The sequence below is a fragment of the Paenibacillus paeoniae genome, from assembly GCF_003388735.1.
Taxonomy (GTDB): domain Bacteria; phylum Bacillota; class Bacilli; order Paenibacillales; family Paenibacillaceae; genus Pristimantibacillus; species Pristimantibacillus paeoniae.
This window is the reverse complement of record NZ_QUBQ01000006.1, coordinates 61667-84259: the sequence shown is the minus strand read 5'-3', so window position 1 is coordinate 84259 and position 22593 is coordinate 61667. Positions and strand designations below refer to the sequence as shown.

The window sequence follows — 22593 nt, the reverse complement described above, 5'->3', positions numbered from 1 at the left end:
AGTGCATTTCACTTGTAAGTTGAGCAATTAACAAGTGGGGTGCACTTTTGTTTCAAAAAGTGACATGAAAAAACATCTTCAAATAGATCGTTCCAGACTCGTGAGCTGGATGGGTCATTGAAGATGTTTATAATTAATGTCATGAAGTTAGCTCATGGCGTTTGAATAGAAAACGCCCGTGTCGGATTCGTAGTCATAAGCGCATCCAGTTCTTGTTCGGTTACCCCTTTACTTCTTAAACCAGGTAAAAAGGATTCGATAAGATACGTGAGTCCGATCGAGCCTTGGTATGACTTTAAGCGTTCTCTAGTAGTGTCGAGACCGAGCAAAATGTGATCCCCAAAACCGGCGCGTATCATCATCGTAATATGAACTAGTTCATTCTCATCATTATGATACTTGAATCTGCCTATCGTATCATACTCCAGAAAAACCCCTTCTTGCGCCATTCTTATATGTTGATCGGGTTCATCGAGCGAACGGTCGAGATGGCAAATAATGATTCGATTGCTTTCTACGCCATGCTCCTTGAAGAATTGATATAAGTACCAAGCCTGACGACTGGACTCAATATGACACATAATAGAACATCCGGTTGCTTTCGCTGCTATAGCAGCGGCTTCGAACCATCTTTTATCGGGATCATCCATTCTGGCTTGATCAATCGCCACTTTAATAAATCCCGCTTTGGCTTCGATATACGTATCGGGATAATGCTGATCAGTACCGATGTACATGCCGTTTTTGAGTTCATGTATAAAAATCGCGGCTAATTGTTGGGCGCTCTCTTGCTTGATCCAATGATGGTCGGGGTAGAAGCTTAGTTTGTGAAAGCCGGTAGGCAAAATTAACTGTAATCCTGTCTCTTGCGCCAGTCTGACCTGTTCCTTCTCCATCCGGCCGCACCCTAATGGCTGCGCATCCACAATAGCTTTGCCGCCTGCAGCCAAAAAATGCTCAACTTCCTGCTTAGTCAGATCATAATTGTCTATCGTTAAAGCAGGATTAAGAGTGCCTGGATGTCCAGGTGCAATAAACAAATGCTCATGGCTATGGCAAAAATCAAGTTTTTCTATCGGACCTAATACCGTTTGAATGGCCATATCAATTCCCCTTTAGCAGCGATTACAAATATATAAGAACGTAAATATGTCATTACATATTATTATACTCCTTTTTGTTGTTTAGTAAAATGCATCATTCTTTTGTTTTCGACAGAATCATATTTAATCCGAAAAGGGCCATCACTATTGTGAGAGGTTCTTTCTTTTGCCTGTTTTCTGGCTGCCGTTATTCACTCACTGTTATTTCTACCGGTTGAGATGATATTCTAAAATCTTTTCGATTCCCGTCGTCTAACTCTATTGAAAAAGATGCTGTTCCTATTAGCTTGTATGTCCCGGCTTTTTCGATTTTTATTGTCGTTTTGCCATCCTTCTGGCTGCCTGACTTATACGGCTTATTTGGTTTTAAGGGATGAGTAATACCAATCGTAGCCGTAATAAAGGAATCTATGAGAGGGTTGTTTTGTTCATCATAGATTTGCACATGAATCAATGGAGCTCCATGTAAAATCGAGATACTTTGCTTTGACAGGTTAGTTAATTCTGTGATGAGAGTAATGTCTTTATTTGCTTTCAGTGTTGTATCCACTACAGCTATGGATGTAGTGAAATTCTCCTCTACAAGATCCTCCTCAACAGGATCATTCATTGTTGTACAAGCTGTCAGAGACAGAAGCAAAACGATTAGGAAAACATATTTCATGATGGAATCCCTCCTTAAAGTTTATGGACGTATTTTAGACGAAATTGTTGCTTGTTCTTCCAAATATTCCATCATGTGAGTTTATAAAAGGCAGTTATAATATACGGTCAGATGGTTTCAAACTTGCTAATATGCTTATATTAGATGATAGAGGGAACAATAGTCATACACAGGTTAAGCTGTAATATAGCTTGAAGCAGCTCTACCAGGCATTATTTGATATAGGGGATGGAAGCAGATCATGAGCCAATTTACGATTATTGCAACGGATAGATTAATCATTAGAACACTTGAAATGAAGGATAAAGAAGCTTTTTTTGAATATCGCGCTATGCCGGAGGTTTATAAGTACCAATCATGGAGGCCTGAGAGTATTGGCGAAGTCGAAAGCTTTATCACTGCGAATATGGCTATCGAGCCGAATACAAGAGATTCATGGCTGCAATTAGCAGTTTGCCTGAAGGAAGGGCAGCTTGTTGGTGATATGGGTATTCATTTTATGGGCGATGATGAATCCATTGAAATCGGTTATACCCTTTCTCCTGAGTTTCAAGGTCAAGGCTACGCCTTTGAAGCGGTCAAAGCATTAATAGATTATTTATTTTTGGGGCTCAAAAAACATAGAATCACAGGATCAGTTGATCCTGATCATATAAAATATATAAATCTACTAGAGAGACTAGGGTTTAGAAAAGAAGCCCACTTTATCAAGAGCTTTCGACTTCATGACCAATGGGTTGATGATTGCGTATATGCCATATTGGCGGAAGAGTGGAAGTAATTTTTGGGGCAGTTGGGGATAACGTAGAAAGACAAAATAGAGGAGGTTCCTCCATGACAACTAGTAAAATGAATGCTAAAGTGGATCGTTTTATAGGCAGAGCTGATAAATGGCAGGAACAATTCGAGAACTTAAGAATGATTGTTCTTGGGTGTGAGCTAACCGAAGAATTGAAGTGGGGCGTGCCTTGTTATACGTTTCAAGACAGCAACGTCGTATTAATTCATGGATTTAGAGAATATTGTGCGCTTCTGTTCGTCAAAGGCGCCTTGTTAAAAGATCCTCAAGGGATTCTGATTCAACAAACGGAGAATGTACAGGCGGCACGCCAAATCCGATTCACTAATGTTCAACAAATCCTTGAAATGGAGACGACCCTGAAAGCCTATATTAACGAAGCTATAGAGGTTGAACAGGCAGGTTTGAAGGTGGAGTTGAAAAAGAATACAGAATACGCCATTCCTGAGGAGCTGCAAAGCAAATTCGATGAAATGCCTGATTTGAAAACAGCTTTTGAGGCATTGACGCCCGGTCGGCAAAGAGCGTATCTTCTTCATTTCACTGATCCAAAGCAATCCAAAACGAGAGTGTCACGGATCGAAAAGTATACGCAGCATATTTTGAATGGAAAAGGATTAAATGATAATTAGATTGTGTGGGCCAGTTATAATTAATTTTAGAATGGTTGCTTTTCAAATTTCGCCAAGTATCCGTTGGGGCGGGATAGAAGCAAGCCTCTTCGTAAGGATTGGGAAGAATGCAAGATTCAAATCATGAAGGAAGCACTTCTCGCTAAGGTACAGCAGCATTCCAGTATTAAATCGATTCTTCTGTTTACAGGAGATTGTACATTAGTCGAACATACGACCAACGATGCCTACTGGGATGACGGCGGTAACGGTCAAGGTCAGAACATGTTGGGAAAATTGTTAATTGAAATTAGAAACGATCTGGATGAACACATCCCGGAGTTTTATCCGCCGCAATGGATTGCGTTTCCCGATTACCCTCCCTTTAGTATGGGCTGGAGAATGGGAGCAGGCGAAGATTATATAATGTACTTGTCAGAATGGAGAGGGAAACAGTCTCCTGAAGCTCTAAAAGAATAGGATGACTACTTTGTTCAGCCGGACGAGTGGGTCAAGGCTGCTGAAGTTGAAGACGCATTCCATCAAAAAATAAATAAGCAATCCCGTAGCCTCCCGTCTTTTGATCTTTTTTCAAATAGACGGGAGGCTAAGTTGTTTCCATCAAGACATCGTTCTTGCACCAATTACGTATAGTCACTCCGTGTGTTCCCTCGACATTCGTTTAGCATTTACTTTGTCGGAAAAGAAGGGATTTTTGGCAGATATATCGAATTAACTCGAGATATCTGGATGACTATGGAAAAGGGGATAGTAAGATGAGGAAGTTTGCAGCAATGATGTTGAGCTTGTTCCTGTTGGTAAGCTTGATCCCGACAGCTGGGGCAGCACAGACAGAAACAAAAGCTTCACAGATTGCGGATGTAAAAGGCGATATGATTTTGATGGAGGACGGCACTCTTTGGCTGAAGCGGCCTTGGGCTGCAACCGGGTATATGAAAGCCAGTATAGACGCCACTTCTTTTGGCAAACCGTATGGCTATGCTTTAACAAGCAAAGGAGAGCTTATTTCCTGGGATGATCATGATCTTCCAACAGTTGACAAGAGCCAAAATAGTATCAAGTACTTAGCGTACGGTGCCTATATAAAGAAGGATGGAACGGTTTGGTATTATGACGGCAAGCAAATAGAGGGACTGAAAAATATTGTCCTTTACGAAAGAGATTATATGAGCCACGTTTATTTGACGACTAGCGGTGAAATCTATCATTCGTATATTCGTGACGCTGTGTTGGATAAGGTTGAAGATCCTTACTCCATTGTATCGTTACTAATGACGAGCGACAATGACGTTGCTTATATGGACAACACAGGCAAAGTTGTGGTGGTGAAAGCTCATCACTACGATTACAACGACGGAAAGGTTACCTTCCGCCCCAAAGTATTAACGAATGATGCCGCTCATATCCAATACAACTCGGACAATGCGCTTGTCGTTACCAAGAAAGACGGAACGGTGTGGATGTCTGGCAGCTACAAAGACCAAGATAAACTTGTGAAGCAAGTGAAAGGAATTGAAAAAGCAGTAAAAGCTGTTCCGTATTATGGAACCTTGCATGAAACCAAAAAAGTGGACGACCCCAATAATACGATAACTGTTAAGAGTAGTGGCATCACCATGCTAGTCAAGCATCAAGATGGCAGTTGGAAGGTTCATGTCGGCGACAAGGTTACAAACATCAAGGCTCCAGAATCGACTGGGATTAAATTCACAACATCGAATGCACAGCCGGCAGTAGGGAATACCATATACTTCAAGGTTGTTCAACAATACAACAACGGGTATAAAGAGACTTTATCGAACGAGAGTTATTCCATGGAGATTGACAAGCCGCATTTGTTAAAAGTAGCAAAGGACGGCTCCTATAAGGTTACAGGTGTAGGAGAAGCGAAAGTAACTGTAAAGGCAGGCGAGAAAAGCCAAACGCTCACGATAACGGCCAAGCTAGGGAAGAACTTGACAGGGGCCGTAAATCTTAATAATGTCACTTATTTGCCGATTCAAACCGTTTTCCAATCGCTTGGAGGAACCGTCACTTACACGGCAGCCAGCAAAACGTATGACGTTACGATCGGTACGACGACCATTCAACTAAAGGTTGGACAGAAGAACGCAAAGGTGAATGGCAAAGATACTGCCATGGAACAGGCAGTCCGCGAAGAAAAGGGTAAAGCATTGTTCCCGGCAAGTTTATTGTCCAAATCTTTGGGAGCGAAGCTGCAGTGGGATACCAAGCTCCAACAAATGAAAGTATCGTTTGGCTCCGCATTTATGGTCATTGAATCAGCTGATACGCCGAAGATCAAGAAACAAGATGAACAAGGTACGCTTGTTAAATATTTGAATAAGTCGTTTTGGGTGAATAGTTATAAAAATTGGGAGCGATTCTCCAAGGTTACGGTAACAGACATTGTTCCAGTAGGCAGTAACAATTTCCAGGTAGTCTTTAAGGATGCCAAAGGAAATACGCTTCAATCTGATATCATGTCGAAGGATTTTGTCTCACGAGTTTTGGACGATTCGTATACGTTCTTGTCGTACGACCCTTATAAGAAATACAGCTGGTCGGCCGCAACATGGGAATCGATCAAGGCATCCAAGATCTCAATCGGCATGAATAAGACCCAGGTGGAATTTTCATGGGGACGGCCTAATGATATTTCCAAATTAACGAGCCAGCAGACAACAATAGAAGTGTGGAGCTATGGCAGCCAGTATGTAGCGTTCACTAATGGTAAGGTTACACAAATTTATACGTTATAAAACAGAGAGCCGCACAGTCGTCCGAAAGGATAGATGTGCGGTTTTTTGAATGCGTAGAGAAAGTATAAATAGATTACTCAAAAGGGTGATAGAATAGAGTTCCTAGAGGGAAACTGTCTTACGTATCGGATATGTTATTTTTTATTTTTCTAAACATCAGCGAGGTGACAGCATGACCAAGATAGAAATCGTTTTGACCAAACAGGGCAAGACTTTCAAGGATTACAGGCACTTGTCGATTACGGAGACTCAAGAAGTTTGCATCATTAACTACATTAAAGGACGGTTGTATTCGGATAAAAAAACGATAAATCCTACCTATGAGTCATTTCCCAACAAGCAGGAAGCTATCGATCGGTTGAATGAAATTGATGGTGAATGGAAAGCAAAAGGCTATGTAGAAGAAGCGGTGGATATCTTGTTTCAAATCGCGGAAAAAGAAAAATACGTATACGACAAAGCAAAATGGCATTACGATGGCGACTTTCCGCAAGAGCTGGATCGCACTCAAGCCTATGTACCGACAGGTATGTTCATAGCCTGGCTGGTCAAAAATGATCTCGTCAGTAAGCGAAGTCGGAAGGAAGATGCGAACGAAATCGAGCTTGTCAAAGGGAACGAAATGACAGGTGCTCAATTTTATCGTACAAATTGGGATGGCGTATTGAGCTCGGATGAATTATCGGATGAAGCGGATGCATTTGCCCGTGAATATCTCCATCTTCATAATGACATGTATACGGCGGTGGATTTCCAAAACATATTGGCGGGTGACCTGCCGTCGATTTATCATGTAGAGGATTCTATTGAAAATTACTACGTCATTGAGCCGATTATTTCAGAGCGATATCAAGAGTGGAAAAATGGAAAAAAACTCGACATGTGATCATGGTATAGTATTTGAAGAAACAGTCTAAAAAGGATGTGTGAAATGATGAACTTAGAGGCGGTTATGCAAGAGCTTGAAGCTCTGAGCAAGGAACGTACCAAAAAAATATATCAATCCAATGGCGCTCATGAACCGTTATTTGGCGTAGCTACCGGTCAAATGAAGCCTATTCTCAAAAAGACGAAATTAAATCAGCCTCTAGCGGAGCAGCTTTACGCTACAGGTAACTATGACGCTATGTATTTTGCAGGCGTTATTGCAGAGCCAAAAGTGATGACGGAAGCGGATTTCGAGCGTTGGATCGAAGGTGCTTATTTTTATATGTTGTCCGATTATGTAGTGGCCGTAACACTTGCCGAGGCCGACATTGCACAGGAAGTGTCCGACAAGTGGATCGCCAGCGGCGAAGAATTGAAGATGTCTGCGGGCTGGAGCTGCTACTGCTGGCTGCTGGGGAATCGCAAGGACCATGAGTTTTCCGAATCGAAGCTGGCAGATATGCTTGAATTGGTGAAGAATACGATTCACGATGCTCCTGAGCGTACAAAATTCGCGATGAATAACTTCATCTACACAGTAGGGGTATCCTATGTACCGCTTCATGATAAAGCAGTCGAGATTGCAGGGATAGTAGGTCCAGTAGAGGTCAAGAAGGATCAGAAAAAAAGCAGCTTCTTGATCGCTTCCGAACGTATTCAGAAGGCTGTCGACAAAGGAGATATTGGTTTCAAGCGCAAGCATGTAAGGTGTTGAAATTATCCAAGATAAAGATCAATTGCAATTAGTATGGTTTATTACCGGGCCATTATTTTCTGGTTCTATTAGACTACTATTTTTTTGGAATTCGAAATGCCAAATGATTGAATTATGCGACTAAAGTAGTAAAAAAGAAGTGATTACTTCTAAATATTAGGATGCTACTTGCCGATATAGTAGTAAAGCGACGTTAATGGGTGGGGTCTATGAAAATAACGCATAACATCTCGGCATTAAATACAAGCAATCGGTTAAATAAAAGCAACAAAAGTGCAGGCACCTCTTACGAAAAACTATCATCGGGCCTTCGCATCAATCGGGCGGCAGACGATGCCGCTGGACTTGCCATATCTCAGCAGATGAGAGGGCAAATTAGAGGGCTGCAACAAGCAAGCAGAAATATTCAGGATGGAAATTCACTTGTTCAAACAGCAGAAGGCGGTCTTCAAGAAATTACTGCGATAATCCATCGGCAAAAAGAATTGATAATTCAAGGCATGAATGGAACTTATTCCGACCAGGATAAACAAAATATGGAGCAGGAAATTAAACAACTTAATGAAGCAATAGACAGCATCGCGCTTCAAACAGGCTTTAATACCACTAATTTGCTCGCGAGAGTGGATTATCAAATTCTTGAGGATCGTTCAAGCTTGAATGAGGATGTTACGACGACAGGCCCGTTCCCTACTACGGTAACCAATCAGCGAGTGTTTAACGGGTTTTGGCCTATCGGCACTCCTACACAGTCTCTGTCTGTTGTTTCGTCGACAACGGGAACGAATACCGAAATGGCTAATGATCATGAGGCGAGATTAACGCCGATCGTTTCGCCGGACGGCAGACCGGGCTTCAACGATTATGAAAAAAATGTACATACACAAACAGATACGACCGCTACCGTTGAGCATACCTATGAACGCATATTGAATAACGAACCGAGATTTACAGAGCTGGACGTGAAACATAATACACTTCGCAATATTTATTTCCAAACGGAACTTGTAGTCAACTCGACGCGGGCAGGACAATTCCCTGATTTTGGAGGGTTCCAGGATAGATTTGCGGTGATTGAAATTGATGGTGTATCGCATACGCTGGATACGTTTACGATAGACAGCTCGAACGTATCGGCAGGATCTATTTCGGTTTTTTATTCCAAGGACGGCATTGAAATCGAAAAAACGATGACGACAGATGGAACGTCATTTACAGCGGGGTTTAAGGTACGCAATCAGTCAGGAGTGGATGACAAACAAATCAGATTTAGTACGGTTTTTCAGCCGGTATACGACGCTACCTACGACATTTCATCTACTAACGGGGTGCCGATCGGCAGCACGGCGGCCAGCGGGGACATTCCTGATGCAGGAACGGTATTTGAATTGTCCAACGATCTAGTCGATTTTGAATTTTCATTTCTGAATGGCGGAAGCTATGCCAAGCCGAGCTCATTGACGACAGGAAGCGCGGTGCTGGATTCAAACAATAGCGGCACCAATGTGATTACTACGACTTGGGAAAGTGCAGATCTGGATGACGGGGGCTTACTGGAGTTCGGGTTTTCGCTGAACAACTTTAATTTCAAACAAGAGCTTCACCGAACTACAGATGAATATACCAGAACCATTCATTCCATTGTCGAGACGGTGACCACGGATATTAAGGACATTGACTATGTTCCTCCCAAAGTCGATATTCAAACGGGGGATCAATCAGGCCAGCTTCTTAATATACCATTATTCAATGTGAAAACGGACGGCTTAGGTATTGCGAACCTTAGCATTTTACCGCCGACTATTCCTGAGACTTCATTGGCTAAGACCGAAAGTGCACTAACAAGGGTAACGAATGTTAGATCGATTTATGGCGCGTTGCAGAATCGTCTTGAACATACGATGAATTCGGTTGATAATTATACCGAAAATTTAATGGCGGCTGAATCCAGAATACGCGATACGGACATGGCCAAAGAAATGATGGAGCTGACGAAGATGAATATTCTGAACCAATCGGCCCAGGCTATGTTGTCCCACGCGAATTCAAATCCGCAGGCTATTTTGCAGTTGTTCAAATAATGTTGTTATGAAGACCTTCTGAATAGGAGGGTCTTTTTTAGTACACAATGACTTGCAGCTTGACGAACAACCTAAATATGCTATTATACTGGCCTAAGGGGTGAGTATTTTGCAAATACTTGAATTGAATTACGAGAACAACCAACAAGAAATTTCGAGATTACTGGAACAACACAGCGAATTCGCTAACCATAGTGTCCCGCCCTATGTGCGTGAAGGCATCTCGCTTGCAGCTTATGAGAATGATAGGTATATCGGCGGTATCACGGGCAGTATTGTATGGAATATGCTGCATGTTCACCTTCTGGCAGTTGATCCTTCCTGCAGAGGGAATGGATTGGGAGCGGCTCTGCTGGAAGAGATAGAATCTAGAGCGCGGTTACGCGGTTGTAAGGTGAGCGAGTTAACGACGATGAGTTGGCAAGCGCCGCACTTTTATCAGAAGCAAGGGTATGAGATCTTCGGTGAGATAAAAGATTGTCCGAACGAAGGCCACACTAAATACTATTTAAAGAAAAGTCTTTAAGCTGTTATAGGAAAGCCGTCAACAAAAAAAGTTGCAAACATCATGTTTGCAACTTTTTTGTCTATAACCTACATGTGAACCAAGTCAAAAGAGTGTCCATAGCCTTAGCTAACTTCAAGTCGTCTTTTCACACGTTGGACAATTTGCTCTACGCTGAAGCCGTACTGTTCGATGATCGTCTCGCCTGGGGCGGAGGCCCCGAATTGGTCAATTGCAATGATGTCGCCGTCATGGCCTGCATAGCGTTCCCAGCCCAGGGATGAACCCATCTCAATGGCAATCCGTGTTTGGACAGACGGGGATAACACTGATTGTTTATATGCTAAGCTTTGCTTCTCAAAGCGATCCCATGACGGCATGCTGACAACAGCTGTATCGATTTGTTCTTCGGCCAGCGCTTGTTGTACTTGTAGGGCAAGATGAACTTCAGAACCAGTAGCTAGCAGCAAGGCTCTCGGGCTGGCGGACTGGCTTTTGGAGATGATATAAGCTCCTTTGGACACTCCATCATAAGCAAGCCGATGAGTATCTTTCATTGTAGGAAGATTTTGTCGGCTGAGAACAAGCGCGGTAGGAATGTTCTGGGATTCTGCTGCTAATCTCCAGGCCACTTTAGTTTCATTGGCATCGGCTGGACGGATGATAGATAGATTAGGCATCGCCCTCAACGAGGCCAATTGTTAAATCGGCTCATGTGTCGGTCCGTCTTCGCCTACCGCAATGCTATCGTGAGTAAAGACGTAAGTAACAGGCAACCCCATTAGAGCTGCTAGACGGATAGCCGGGCGCAAGTAATCGGAGAAGACAAAGAAGGTGCCGGCATACGGCTTTAATCCGCCATGCAACGCTAATCCATTGAGTATAGCTCCCATGGCAAACTCTCTAACCCCGAACCAAATATTTTTGCCACTGTAGGATTGGGGTAAAAAAGGCTCCGTATGTTTCATCATCGTTTTGTTGGAGCTTGCCAGGTCAGCCGAACCGCCGATTATGCCTGGCAATTCGGTTGCCAGCACGTTAATGATTTCTTCTGACACGGCGCGGCTTGCAGCAGAGCTGCCATCTGGATAGTGGGGCAAAACCTCATCCCAGTTTAATGTAAGTTGATTCTCTATTGCTCTCAGCAGCTGCTTGGCCAGATCCGGATAAGCAAGGGCATATTGTTCCCATAACTTCTGCCATGCGGCTTCTTGCTGTGCTCCTGTTTCAACAACTTTGGTGTGGAAATGAGCGTAGACTTCCTCCGGAACATAGAAAGGGGTGTCAGGAGCCCATTGCAACGCTTGTTTAGTCAGCTTTGCTTCTTCGCCACCCAAAGGAGAGCCATGGGAAGCGGATTTGCCGGCTTTATTCGGCGAGCCAAATCCGATTGTTGTTTTGATTTCGATAAGGGTCGGTTTTGTGAGATCGGATTTTGCTAGCACTAGAGCGCCGGTAATTTGTTCTCCGTCATTGCCATCCTCAACCCGAATATACTGCCATCCCTGGGCTTCGAACCGTTGCTGCACATTTTTAGAGAAGGACATATGAAGCTCGCCATCGAGCGAGATATCATTGGAATCGTACAGCACAACTAATTTCCCCAGCTTCAAATGCCCGGCAAGCGAGGCTGCTTCATAAGAGATGCCCTCCATTAAATCCCCGTCACCGCAAATAGCAAACGTAAAGTGGTCAATAATGGGCAGTTCGGGCTGATTGTATACGGCAGCTAGATGCTGTTCTGCAATGGCGAGACCTACAGCGGTAGCGACTCCTTGACCAAGAGGGCCGGTAGTGAGTTTTTCTTTGCCGTAACGGCAACCGCGACTCAATCCGCCACATTGCCGGTGTATATGAGTAAGTTCATGACACAGCAAGGTTATTTCTGGGGCAAGATGTCAGCCGCCGGTACGATGGTTGTGCTTGTGCCTATTATCATCGGCTTCTTTGCTTATAAGTCCTTCGTGAAAGGGCTGACAGCGGGTTCGGTTAAAGGTTAGCTATTAGCAGCTGAATAGCGCGTTCAAAATTACGGCTTTGGTTCCAAAAGGTTCGAAAATCTATAATAGATTTTCGGGCCTTTTTTATATGAATCGGCTAAATAAATTGTGAATCTGTAGGAATGTGATAGATTCGCGGTATTTAGGCCTGCGTTTTCGCATGCTCTTTAAACCATAGACAGGACGCTGGAATGAACATCCCGACGTCTGGAAATTTTGGCCAGCGACGACTACAATAGAAGGACCATTTACGAATAGATCGAGAAAGAAGGTCCTCCCATGAAAACAAAACTGTACTTGACTAGACACGGCCAGACAGAGTGGAATGTCGAGCAGAAGCTGCAAGGGCACCAGGATTCTCCTTTGACTGAGCAAGGAATCAACCATGCTGCTTGGCTTAGCGAGTCGTTAAGGCATGTGAATCTCGATATCATCTATGCTAGCTCCAGCCCGCGAACGCTAAAAACAGCAGACATTCTGCGCTATGATCGAGCAATCGATATTGTGCCGGAGGATGATTTGAGAGAAATAAGTATGGGCAGTTGGGAAGGGCAGAGGAACAGCGATATTGAAAGCCATTCTCCAGATAAGCATTATGACTTTTGGAACAATCCGCATTTGTATGAGCCGACGAATGGAGGGGAGACCTATCATGATTTGCAGCAACGGGTGCTCCCTAAGGTTCAGGATATCATCTCCCGTCATACGGGGAAGAACATTCTGATTGTGACGCATGCCGCTGCACTCAAAACAATCATGACCTTTTTCGAAGGCCGGGAGCTTGCCGATCTGTGGACGCCTCCGATTCTGCACTCAACAGCGCTATGCAAGGTAGTCTGTGAAGGCGATCGATTTACTATTGAACTATATGGGGATACGTCCCACTACAAAGAATAATCATTCAGGGTCATGTTCGAAAGGATGATTTTGAAATGACAGTACGGATTGAATTAGTAGATTGGGTGGAAAGAGAGGAGAGGGCGGAGGCCTTGCTTAGGCTAGGAGATGCCTTGATGACGTTTCCGATGAAACAAGGCTTTGAAGCTGAGGTCGTCAGGCTCCATTCTGATGCTTGCGGAAGTTTTGTTTTTAAGATATGGAATAAGCACTCCAGGCATGATGTTTCGTTCCAATACCGGCTGCTTAGCGTATTGTTCAAACGTGGAATATCTGTATCACGACCGCTCGGTTGGGGAGTGATGCCGGACGGAACCTATGCGCTGCTCACCACTTATGATGGTGTATCTGTTGACCCGTTGAAACCAGAGAAGATGCAGGCTATTGCCGGTATTCTGGCAGAGCTGCATCAGTTAAATCCAAGCGATATAGAAACGCTGAATATGCCTCAATATGATTTCGTCGGCTACCATTTTCAAGGCTTGGACTCACATCCCGATATCGCTGCAGCACTGCAATCCATCCTTTCAAAGGTGCAAATGAAGCAGGACCGAATCATTCACGGTGACTTTCACCCAGAAAATATTGTGGAAGACGGGGAACGCTTTACAGTAATAGATTGGACGAACGGTCAACTGGGAGATCCCAGGTATGACTTTGCCTGGTCCTATTTTTTACTTCGGCTCTACCTTTCGGAGCAGCACGCCAATTATTTTCGAACAGCTTACGTTAGGGTGGCGGCGCATGAAGTACCGCAGCAGGAGCTCGATATCTATGAAGCGATAGGTATCCTCCGATGGGTGTTATTGCATCGCAACGGTCATGTATTGGCCAAGCCTGAAGTGTTAGAGCATCTAAACAGGCTATTGGCCAGTCATGCCATAATGAAGGGGTTTGGGTTTCACAGAAGCTGAGGCCCTCCAATTATGATACCTAGCTCCGTTATATCCATTCACAACAAACAAGGGCGCAGCACTTCACAGTGTTGTGCCCTTGCTTATTCTAAGTCTTACAACCTATTCATTTTTCCAACCTTGTAACTACTTGTCACGAATGTGCGTCTATTACATGACAGTGAATAGGTTCGATAGATTTCAGAATGATAGAGGAGGAGCCGGATTATATGTTCAGAAAAACAACGTTATGGACGATAGCGCTTGTGCTGTTATGGGCTAACAGCGTATTCGCATACAATGTTCAGCTGCTGCCGTTTAAGGATGAGGAACACGATTATTCCAGGGAGCCGATCTACACCTTATCGGCGCTGGGCATTATTAATGGTTATGATGATCGGACCTATCGTCCGAATGTGGATCTTTCCAGAGAAGCATTTATAAAACTGCTGGTCATGGCCAGTCAACTGGAGATGACTGCTCCTAAGGACAAGCTGCCGGCGGATGTAACGAAGGATCGTTGGTCTGCACCATACATCTCGGCAGCGCTTGAGCGCGAGTGGCTCGGCGGACTGCTGGATCAGAAGGGAGCATTCCTGCCAGCACAGACGATTACCCGACAAGAAGTGGCGATGCTGGTTGGCCGGTCTCTGCTGGATGCCGAGAAGCAGGAGGTGCGCGAGAAGTGGTTATCTACGGAATGGAAGAAGGAGCGGGATACTCGCGGCTTTAAGGATCGCGATGCGATAAGCGAAGCCATGCAGCCCTATGTCTATTATGCAGCATATCGCGGCATGATGGAGGGCGACGCTGCGGGCTTTAAGCCTGGGGAGCCGCTAATCCGCAAGCAAGCTGCTGCGGTGATTTATCGCTTGATCGACAAGCGCATATCTGGTCAAAAGACCGATTTTACGGGCTATTATGCGATCCTATCGTATCCAGCCGTGCAGCATATGAATAAGCTTTCTGATGTTATCTTAGGCTGGTCGCATATGGAGTATGGCGGCTCGGGAGCTGCTGCCAAGCTTAATACCGGAACAACGGAGTACCGTATTCCGAACGGGTATGAAGAAGTATTGAACAAGGCCGACCAGGCGGGGCTTGGCAAGGAATTAATGGTATTTTACAATGATGTTAACTTGAAGGAATTTCTGAAGGACAAGCCGGCACAGACGGCTTTTATTGAATCTCTGTTAGCGACGCTCCATAATCCCGCTTATTCGTTTACCGGTGTGAGCATTGACTTTGAAGGATTGAAGGAAGCGGGCAGCGCTGCGGATTTCGTTGCATTTCTGCAGAATGTGAAGAAGCAGTTGGGCTCGTCTTACACCTTGTCCGTTGCTGTACCACCGATTCATTATTACAAAGGGTATGACTTGGCTGCAATCGGAAAGCTCGCTGATTCGGTTATTCTGATGGCCTATGATTTCACGTATAGTGCCAGCAAGCTTCCTTCAGCACCGCTGCAGCTCGTGAATGATACGGTACAGACTGCACTGCAATCGATTCCGAAGGAAAAGCTGGTGCTGGGTATTTCGAAGCAAGCTAATCAGTGGATTACAACGGATGGTGTAACTTCTTCGGTGCTTAAGCCGTCGATTGAGGCTGTAGAGAAGCGTCTGGCGATGCCAGGTGTGAAGAGCCAGTGGATGATGCCGCATTTCTTGAATCAAACGACTTTTGTAGATGACGGGAGCACTCATTTGATCTACTATGAAGACACGCAAAGCATTGCCAAAAAAGTATGGCTGGCCAAGTTCTATGGTCTGAAGGGCGTTTCCCTATGGCACATGGGCCATTATACGGCATCAGACTGGAAGCTGGTAGGCGAGCAAGCTCGCTGAGTAGGCTGAAGGAGCGGTTTATTTAATCATTTTTAGATGGTCAGGACATCTTTTCGACAAGGTCGGAATTGTCCCCAAAGTTTTACGCTTTCGTATGTTCATGGCTGAGACAAACAGAGTAAGACCTATCCTGGAGAAGCGTCAGCGTTCGCCTTTGTGTCCGGATTCCCCCCTTTGATACTATTCAAGGAATCTGGATACAACAGCGATACGAGGGATAGGTCTTGCGCAATTTGCGCATTTAGCCATGCAATCTATGTTGTTCCTCTGTGGTGACTTGTTTGCAATGATTAGAAACTTAGGCGCCAAGATGATAAAAACCTATTGACAATTTCTAATATTGTCATTATGATAATATCAATACGAAGTTATTAGTCGGAGTTAAAACTAACGGCAGGAGCGTGATCACATGATTGCATTAAATGGACAACAGCTGACGTTCATGACTTATCCGAACGGGGAAACACGAGTGGATGGAGAGCAAATATTGAAGCTTGCGGAGTCTCAGAATCGGATCAGCTTGAAATACGAGACCGATGGCGATTTGCTGAAGCTGCTGTTCGTGAAGAGTTTTCTGGATGATCACCGCCACACGGCATCGCTAATGATCAGCTACATGCCATACAGCCGGATGGATCGTGTGGAAGGAAGCTCCGTTTTTACTTTGAAATATACTGCTCATATGATTAATGCTATGAACTTTGAGCGCGTCACCATTGTAGAGCCGCATTCGGATGTCTCCACAGCGCTTATCCATCGCAGTGAGGCTGTTTATCCTACCGGTGATTTGCTCCAGCAGGTACTGGAAGAGACGGGATTCCGAATGGAGGAAGACTATCTGTTCTTTCCGGATGCGGGAGCACAGAAGCGATATGGCAAGCTGGGCGGTTATAGACAACTGATCGGATTTAAGAAAAGAAATTTCGAGACGGGGCATATTGAGCAGTTGGATGTTGTCGGAACGGTTGAGAATAAAGGGTTCAGAGCTATTATTGTAGATGATTTATGTTCCTACGGCGGTACGTTTCTATTGAGTGCAGAACGGCTGCGCGAGCTAGGCGCCTCGGAAGTTTATTTATTAGTCAGTCACTGTGAAGATTCGATCTATGAAGGCAAGCTCTTGTCGTCCGGTCTAATTGACCGAGTATACACGACAGATACCATCCTGAGCCAAGCTAGCACCGACAAAATAAAAATGTTCCCAATCGGAGGTATGTACAAATGAATGACACCTACGTATACCCTGCCACATTGCTCTGCGATTTCTATAAAGTCAGCCATAAGAATCAATATCCGAGAGGCACGGAGCTTGTCTATTCGACATGGACGGCGAGAACTAGCCGCTTAACCGGTATCGAACATGTTGTAGCCTTCGGTTTCCAGGCTTTCATCCGGGACTATTTGATCGATTACTTCAACCGACACTTTTTTAACCGGCCACAGGATGAGGTTGTGCGTGAATACAAGCGGATCATTCAGTTTACGCTAGGCATTGCTGATCCTGATGCTGATCATATTGCTGAGCTTCATGAACTGGGTTATTTGCCCATCCGAATCAAAGCGATTAAGGAAGGCAGCTTGGTACCTATCAAAGTGCCCATGCTGACGATAGAGAATACGAAGCCGGAATTTTTCTGGCTGACGAATTACTTGGAGACTTTAATGTCGTGTCAGCTATGGCTGCCAGCCAACAGCGCTACCATTGCTTTTGAGTACCGTCAAATCCTTCAAGACTATGCACTGCGTACGAACGGAGATGCTGCTGGCGTACCCTTCCAGGGACATGACTTCTCGATGAGAGGCATGAGCTCGCTGGAAGCGGCGAAGAGCAGCGGAGCAGGACATCTCCTCTCGTTTACAGGTACGGATACGATTCCCGCTATTCTGTACCTCGAAGACCACTATGGTGCTAATATGGAGAAGGAGCTGATCGGCACGTCGATCCCGGCTACAGAACATAGCGTCATGTGCGCTCATGGCCGTGATGAGATGGCTTCGTACCGTTACCTGATCAAGGAAGTATACCCAAGCGGATTCGTATCGATTGTATCGGATACATGGGATTTATGGAGTGTGCTGGATGTCGTCATTCGTGGGCTTAAAGAAGATATAATGAGCCGGGACGGCAAGGTAGTTATTCGTCCGGACAGCGGCGATCCCGTCCTCATTCTATGCGGCGATCCGGATTCGGACCATCCCTTTGCGCGCAAGGGCGTCATTGAGATTCTGTGGGACATCTTTGGCGGAACGATTACCGAACGCGGCTACAAGCAGCTGGATAGCCACATCGGTGCCATATACGGCGATGCGATTACCCTTGACCGCTGCCGGGAAATTTGCGAGAAGCTGGCAGAGAAGGGTTTTGCCTCGACGAACATGGTGTACGGCATCGGTTCGTTTACGTACCAATACAATACACGAGATACGTTCGGATTTGCGCTGAAGTCGACGTTTACTGTGGTGGATGGCGAAGAGCGCAAAATCTATAAAGACCCGGCAACCGACACGAACAAAATGAAGAAATCGCAAACCGGTCTAGTTAAGGTCGTCGAGCAGGACGGAATCATGACTTTCGTCGATAATCTTAGCATGGACGAGTATAATCAGTTTGAAGGGAAGGATTTGCTGGAGGATGTGTTTGTAGACGGAAAGCTGGTTCGTGAGCATACGTTAAGCGATATTCGTGCCCGGTTGCTAGCGAAATTGTAATTCAAATTTATATATAGCAGGAGATTAAGCCATGAACGAACAATCTATTCCGTATTCGCCCGAGCAATACCGCACGCCTGACGGAGCGCCGACCGATATCGTTGTCTTTACGATTACATCGACCCAGAAGGCAGGGATCAAGAAGTCTCTGCCGATCCGTTCGCTGGAGGTCATGCTGATCAAGCGAAAGAAATGGCCGTATGAAGGGAAATGGGCGTTGCCCGGAGGTTTTACGCTGGAGACCGAGACTGTTCAGCAATGTGCGCAGCGTGAGCTAATGGAGGAGACAGGGGTATCCGGCTTACATCTGGAACAATTCAATGTGTATAGTTCGCCGGGACGTGATCCTCGCGGCTGGATGATTTCCCATGCGTTTTTTGCGCTGGTGCAGGAGACGTATGTCGCGAGCAGGAGAACGTCAGATGAGGCGGCGGATGTCCGGTTAATACCGGTGGAGGAAGCTTTGTCGATGGAGCTTGCCTTTGACCATCGCGACATTATATCTGATGCGCTGGACAAGATTCGGCTGCGTATGATGACGTCCACTATTGCCAAGGAGTTTTTGCCGGAGCGATTCACGATGAGCGAGCTGTATCAGGTCATACAGGCTGTAGTGCCGTCCTTCCAGGAGCGCAACTTTATTCGCAAAATTACGTCGACGCAAAGCCGAAAGGGGATTATTGAGGAGATGCGAGACTCGAAAGGTCAGTTGCTCATGTCCAATCAGTATTCTCAGCGTCCGGCACAGCTGTACCGGTTCACAGATTACACACCGGAACTGTCGATTTATGGCTAAGTGAACATGGCATCGTGCTTTCGAATATCCAATGTAGACGGCTGACTGATCGCAGCCGTCCTTGCTTCTATACTCTCATTCGAGAGTATTTTTTTATTTGCCGTCCTAGGACACACGTTGTACACAGAACTTCGTTATAGTACGTCTTAGGGAAGCGGAGGTGCAGAATCGTGATGTAGCGCCGAAATCCGAAGCGAAGTTTATATCAAGGTTTCAATAGGGCAACAATGAGTATATAGAAATAGAAAAAGGTTAGATGTGGAGTCCGGGTATGAAACGAATAATATTGCTGGTTGAAGATGATGCGCTCATGCGTGAATTTATTACCGATTATTTCAAAAAAGAACAGTGGGACGTGCTGGAGGCGGAGAATGGCAGGGTGGCCATGGAACTGTTCGAGACCCATACCGTTGATCTTATCGTGCTGGATATTATGATGCCGGAGATGGATGGCTGGAGCGTATGCAGGAGAATCCGTGAGCAGTCAGACGTGCCAATTATGATTATGACAGCCAGAACAGATGATGACGATCAATTGCTCGGCTTCGAGTTGGGTGCTGATGAATATGTCATGAAGCCGCTAAGCCCGCGCGTCTTGGTGGCTCGTGCGACTGCCTTGATGAAAAGGACGGAAGGAACCGTCGGCCGTGACGGAGATACGCTGATCTTCGGAGGGATAGCCGTGAATCGAAAGTCACGAACGGTCACCATAGAGGGTGAGCCTGTGACCCTGGCTCCGAAGGAATATGAGCTCCTGCTTTTTCTGATGAAGCATGCTGGCAAGGTGCTGTCCCGCGATTACATTCTGAACGCGGTATGGGGCTACGATTATATGGGCGACTTGCGGACAGTCGATACTCATGTCAAAAAGCTGAGAGCCAAGCTAGGCCCAGCAAGCCGCTATGTCAGCACGGTCGTCCGATCGGGCTATAAGTTCGAGGTAGAGGGATGAGAAACCGCAGTGTTGCCTTTAAATTATTCGTTGTCACTTCGGTATTGATCTTAGTCGTGTTTTTGGTCGTTATGTTGGCAGAGGGATTGTTCTTCGAGAAATTTTATCGCTCTACCAAAATGCACAAGCTGGAGCAAAGCATAGAGCAATTTGCAGATCGTTATACGGAAGAGCAGCCCAAAGGCAGAGAGCTGTCCAAGCTGCTCGGCACCTTTATGAACGATCAGAATGCTAGTTTCTCCATACTGAACGACCGGCTGGAGCGATTAAATCTGAATCCCTATTTTTTAGAGATGCGCACCGAGGACGAACGGAAGTTAACCATTGTCATTCCAAGGGAAGGCTTAACCCGTGAGAGTATTCCGCAGGGACTGAAAAATGGAGACCGGTTAACCGTCGACGGCATTTTCATGGATCAGCAGGATACGGTGATGCAGCCTTATACCCTTCAGCCGGAGGGTGCTGCACCTGAAGTGGGCTTGGTGAGAGTCAGCGGGATCATTACCGAGTTTCTGTTGCCCGAGCAGCGATCGTATAATCCTTTTTATCAGGATGCCTTGATCGATGATGTGCTGAGAGAGTGGAGCGGATTGCATGAATCGTATCTGTCAAACCTGAGAATGACGGGGACGCTTAAGACGGAATGGGTGGATAAGTGGAGCGGGATTCATTATGTGATTCTGATGCAAAGCTTGCCGGGCAGCGAACGCTATGTGATGGTGATGACTTCGCTACAACCAGTCGGAGAAGCGGTCGGTATTCTGAAGCAATACTCCGCCTTTGCGGCGCCGATTATTGTTCTGCTTGTTCTTATTCTGTCACTGGTGTACTCCCGAATGATCTCTCGTCCATTGGTTCAGCTTAGCCGTTCGGCGAAGCGGCTGGCGAGATTGGATTTCTCCGAGCAGCCGAATATCAGGTCGAAGGATGAGTTCGGAGACCTGTCTCGGAATATGATTGCGATGTCCACCAACCTGGATGTTGCCCTCAAGGAATTGACCGCTGCGAATGCCAAGCTGTATGAGGATATGCTAGAGAAGGATCGGACAGAGCAGCTTCGCAAAGAGCTGATCGCGAATATATCTCATGAGCTGAAGACACCGCTCAGCAATGTCAAAGGTTTTGCTGAAGGACTGCAAGATGGCGTAGCGGAAAATAAGCGAGACCGCTACCTTACCCTAATCGCAAGCGAGACAGACCGTATGAATTCGCTGATTGGCGACATGCTGGAATTGTCCAAATTTGAGCTCAAGGCTGTACGCCTGAACATAAGAAGCTGTTCTTTCCTACTTATGGTGCATAATGCGCTTGATTCCTTTTCGCATCAGATGGAGAGCAAAGGGCTCACGTATAAGCTGCACCTTCAAGGAGAGGGAGATTATCTTGTACGGGCAGATCAGGCCAAGCTCGAGCAAGTCGTCTTGAACTTATTAAGCAATGCGATTCGTCACGCTTCAACTCATAGCACGATCAACATCACGTTGGAACGGCAGCTTGACGGTCAGCTTCGCGTGACGATCGAAAATGAAGGTTCGCCTATCGGCGAGGAAGATATGGATCGGATATGGGACCATTTCTACCGGGTAGAGCGATCGAGGGATCGCAAGTCTGGCGGGACGGGACTGGGCCTGGCGATTGTGAAGCATATTTTAGACCTGCATGGAAGCGAGTATGGCGTTAGGAATACTTCCCATGGCGTTGCGTTTTATTTCACATTATTTGAAAGCAGAGGGAACAACGATGAATAAAAAAATGACCATTTATCTGATTACTACGCTGGCCGCAATGACGCTGGTGCTGAGCGCATGTGGAGCAGCAACGAATGATCCGACTGCAAGTCCATCGAGCACACCGTCCGGAAGCGCCACAGCGCAGCCGAACCAACCGGGCAAAGATACAGGTCCGGATAAACATTCGGATGAGGACAAGGATCAGGAAATATTGATGATCATTGATCAGACGCCTAAACCGACCGAAGGGAATAGCTTTGATTTCGTTGTCAACAAAGTTCCGGAGGGTTATCAATTGATTGCAATGGAATGGAAATCGGAGAATAATCGTATTAAAAACTCTGTAGTGGAAGCAGCCGAGCATGGCGGGAATGGCGAAGATGGCTTTTATATAAGCGGGAACGGACAGTTCTCCGGCTTTATCTATCCGGATTCCATGAAGGACGAGCAAGGCGAAGTCATCTTTACATTCGCCAATGAGTTAGGCAAGGAACTGACGTGGAAGAAGGACATTACTCTGAAGTAACGCACAGGTCTCTGAATTAGACCGAAACTGTATAGAAAATAGAAGACCTTGCGCATAC

The 22593-nt window shown here is 45.6% G+C and carries 20 protein-coding genes and 1 pseudogene; 18 read left to right on the top strand and 3 right to left on the bottom strand.

Features of this window, described 5'->3' with window-relative positions:
• Positions 1 to 152: 152 nt before the first annotated feature.
• Complete coding sequence (locus DX130_RS22400; protein WP_116049186.1) at positions 153 to 1103, bottom strand: phosphotriesterase family protein; 951 nt, start codon at positions 1101 to 1103, stop codon at positions 153 to 155.
• Between the two features lie 187 nt (positions 1104 to 1290).
• A complete protein-coding gene (locus DX130_RS22395) occupies positions 1291 to 1767 on the bottom strand; it encodes a hypothetical protein (protein WP_116049185.1) in 477 nt (158 codons plus the stop codon).
• A gap of 241 nt (positions 1768 to 2008) precedes the next feature.
• Between DX130_RS22395 and DX130_RS22390 the strand changes: the two genes are divergently transcribed.
• The 8 genes from DX130_RS22390 to DX130_RS22355 all read left to right on the top strand — a co-directional run bounded on the left by DX130_RS22390 (position 2009) and on the right by DX130_RS22355 (position 10209).
• Complete coding sequence (locus DX130_RS22390; protein ID WP_116049183.1) at positions 2009 to 2548, top strand: GNAT family N-acetyltransferase; 540 nt, start codon at positions 2009 to 2011, stop codon at positions 2546 to 2548.
• 53 nt (positions 2549 to 2601) lie between these two features.
• Positions 2602 to 3198 carry a YdeI/OmpD-associated family protein gene (locus tag DX130_RS22385; RefSeq protein WP_116049181.1) on the top strand — a complete coding sequence of 199 codons (597 nt, stop codon included), beginning with the start codon at positions 2602 to 2604 and terminating at the stop codon, positions 3196 to 3198.
• Between the two features lie 63 nt (positions 3199 to 3261).
• Positions 3262 to 3657, top strand: a complete 396-nt coding sequence (locus tag DX130_RS22380) for an NADAR family protein (RefSeq protein WP_116049180.1) — start codon at positions 3262 to 3264, stop codon at positions 3655 to 3657.
• Between the two features lie 296 nt (positions 3658 to 3953).
• Complete coding sequence (locus DX130_RS22375; RefSeq protein ID WP_116049178.1) at positions 3954 to 5960, top strand: stalk domain-containing protein; 2007 nt, start codon at positions 3954 to 3956, stop codon at positions 5958 to 5960.
• 172 nt (positions 5961 to 6132) lie between these two features.
• Positions 6133 to 6846, top strand: coding sequence for a DUF7832 domain-containing protein (locus DX130_RS22370; RefSeq protein ID WP_116049176.1), 714 nt, complete (start codon positions 6133 to 6135; stop codon positions 6844 to 6846).
• Between the two features lie 48 nt (positions 6847 to 6894).
• Positions 6895 to 7602: a DNA alkylation repair protein gene (locus DX130_RS22365; protein ID WP_116049458.1), complete on the top strand. Its 708-nt coding sequence runs from the start codon at positions 6895 to 6897 to the stop codon at positions 7600 to 7602.
• Positions 7603 to 7811: 209 nt separating this feature from the next.
• Positions 7812 to 9683 (top strand): flagellin, encoded by a 1872-nt coding sequence (locus DX130_RS27110; protein WP_116049175.1) that lies wholly within the window; start codon positions 7812 to 7814, stop codon positions 9681 to 9683.
• Between the two features lie 109 nt (positions 9684 to 9792).
• A complete protein-coding gene (locus DX130_RS22355) occupies positions 9793 to 10209 on the top strand; it encodes a GNAT family N-acetyltransferase (protein ID WP_165861415.1) in 417 nt (138 codons plus the stop codon).
• 104 nt (positions 10210 to 10313) lie between these two features.
• On the opposite strand, the pseudogene tkt reads toward DX130_RS22355, so the two are convergent.
• Positions 10314 to 11984, bottom strand: a pseudogene (gene tkt, locus DX130_RS22350) (transketolase); the annotation flags it as partial.
• Positions 11985 to 12053: 69 nt separating this feature from the next.
• Here tkt and DX130_RS27285 point away from each other — a divergent pair.
• From DX130_RS27285 to DX130_RS22305, 10 genes are all read left to right on the top strand, one after another.
• The gene (locus DX130_RS27285) at positions 12054 to 12188 is read left to right on the top strand and encodes a hypothetical protein (RefSeq protein ID WP_276310909.1); all 135 of its coding nucleotides are present in this window, start codon (positions 12054 to 12056) and stop codon (positions 12186 to 12188) included.
• Positions 12189 to 12467: 279 nt separating this feature from the next.
• Positions 12468 to 13085: a histidine phosphatase family protein gene (locus tag DX130_RS22345; RefSeq protein WP_116049171.1), complete on the top strand. Its 618-nt coding sequence runs from the start codon at positions 12468 to 12470 to the stop codon at positions 13083 to 13085.
• A gap of 35 nt (positions 13086 to 13120) precedes the next feature.
• Complete coding sequence (locus DX130_RS22340) at positions 13121 to 13999, top strand: phosphotransferase family protein (protein ID WP_116049169.1); 879 nt, start codon at positions 13121 to 13123, stop codon at positions 13997 to 13999.
• 209 nt (positions 14000 to 14208) lie between these two features.
• Positions 14209 to 15822, top strand: a complete 1614-nt coding sequence (locus DX130_RS22335) for a glycosyl hydrolase family 18 protein (protein WP_116049168.1) — start codon at positions 14209 to 14211, stop codon at positions 15820 to 15822.
• Between the two features lie 409 nt (positions 15823 to 16231).
• On the top strand, positions 16232 to 17047 hold the full coding sequence (locus DX130_RS22330; protein WP_116049166.1) for a ribose-phosphate diphosphokinase: 816 nt from the start codon (positions 16232 to 16234) through the stop codon (positions 17045 to 17047).
• Positions 17044 to 18531, top strand: coding sequence for a nicotinate phosphoribosyltransferase (locus DX130_RS22325; protein WP_116049165.1), 1488 nt, complete (start codon positions 17044 to 17046; stop codon positions 18529 to 18531). The genes DX130_RS22330 and DX130_RS22325 overlap by 4 nt, the downstream gene beginning before the upstream one ends.
• 31 nt (positions 18532 to 18562) lie before the next feature.
• Complete coding sequence (locus tag DX130_RS22320) at positions 18563 to 19327, top strand: NUDIX hydrolase (protein ID WP_116049163.1); 765 nt, start codon at positions 18563 to 18565, stop codon at positions 19325 to 19327.
• A 271-nt stretch (positions 19328 to 19598) separates the two neighbouring features.
• On the top strand, positions 19599 to 20279 hold the full coding sequence (locus tag DX130_RS22315) for a response regulator transcription factor (RefSeq protein ID WP_116049162.1): 681 nt from the start codon (positions 19599 to 19601) through the stop codon (positions 20277 to 20279).
• Complete coding sequence (locus DX130_RS22310) at positions 20276 to 22027, top strand: sensor histidine kinase (protein ID WP_116049160.1); 1752 nt, start codon at positions 20276 to 20278, stop codon at positions 22025 to 22027. Before DX130_RS22315 ends, DX130_RS22310 begins: the two co-directional genes overlap by 4 nt.
• Positions 22020 to 22535, top strand: coding sequence for a DUF3558 domain-containing protein (locus tag DX130_RS22305; protein ID WP_116049159.1), 516 nt, complete (start codon positions 22020 to 22022; stop codon positions 22533 to 22535). The genes DX130_RS22310 and DX130_RS22305 overlap by 8 nt, the downstream gene beginning before the upstream one ends.
• Positions 22536 to 22593: the final 58 nt, after the last annotated feature.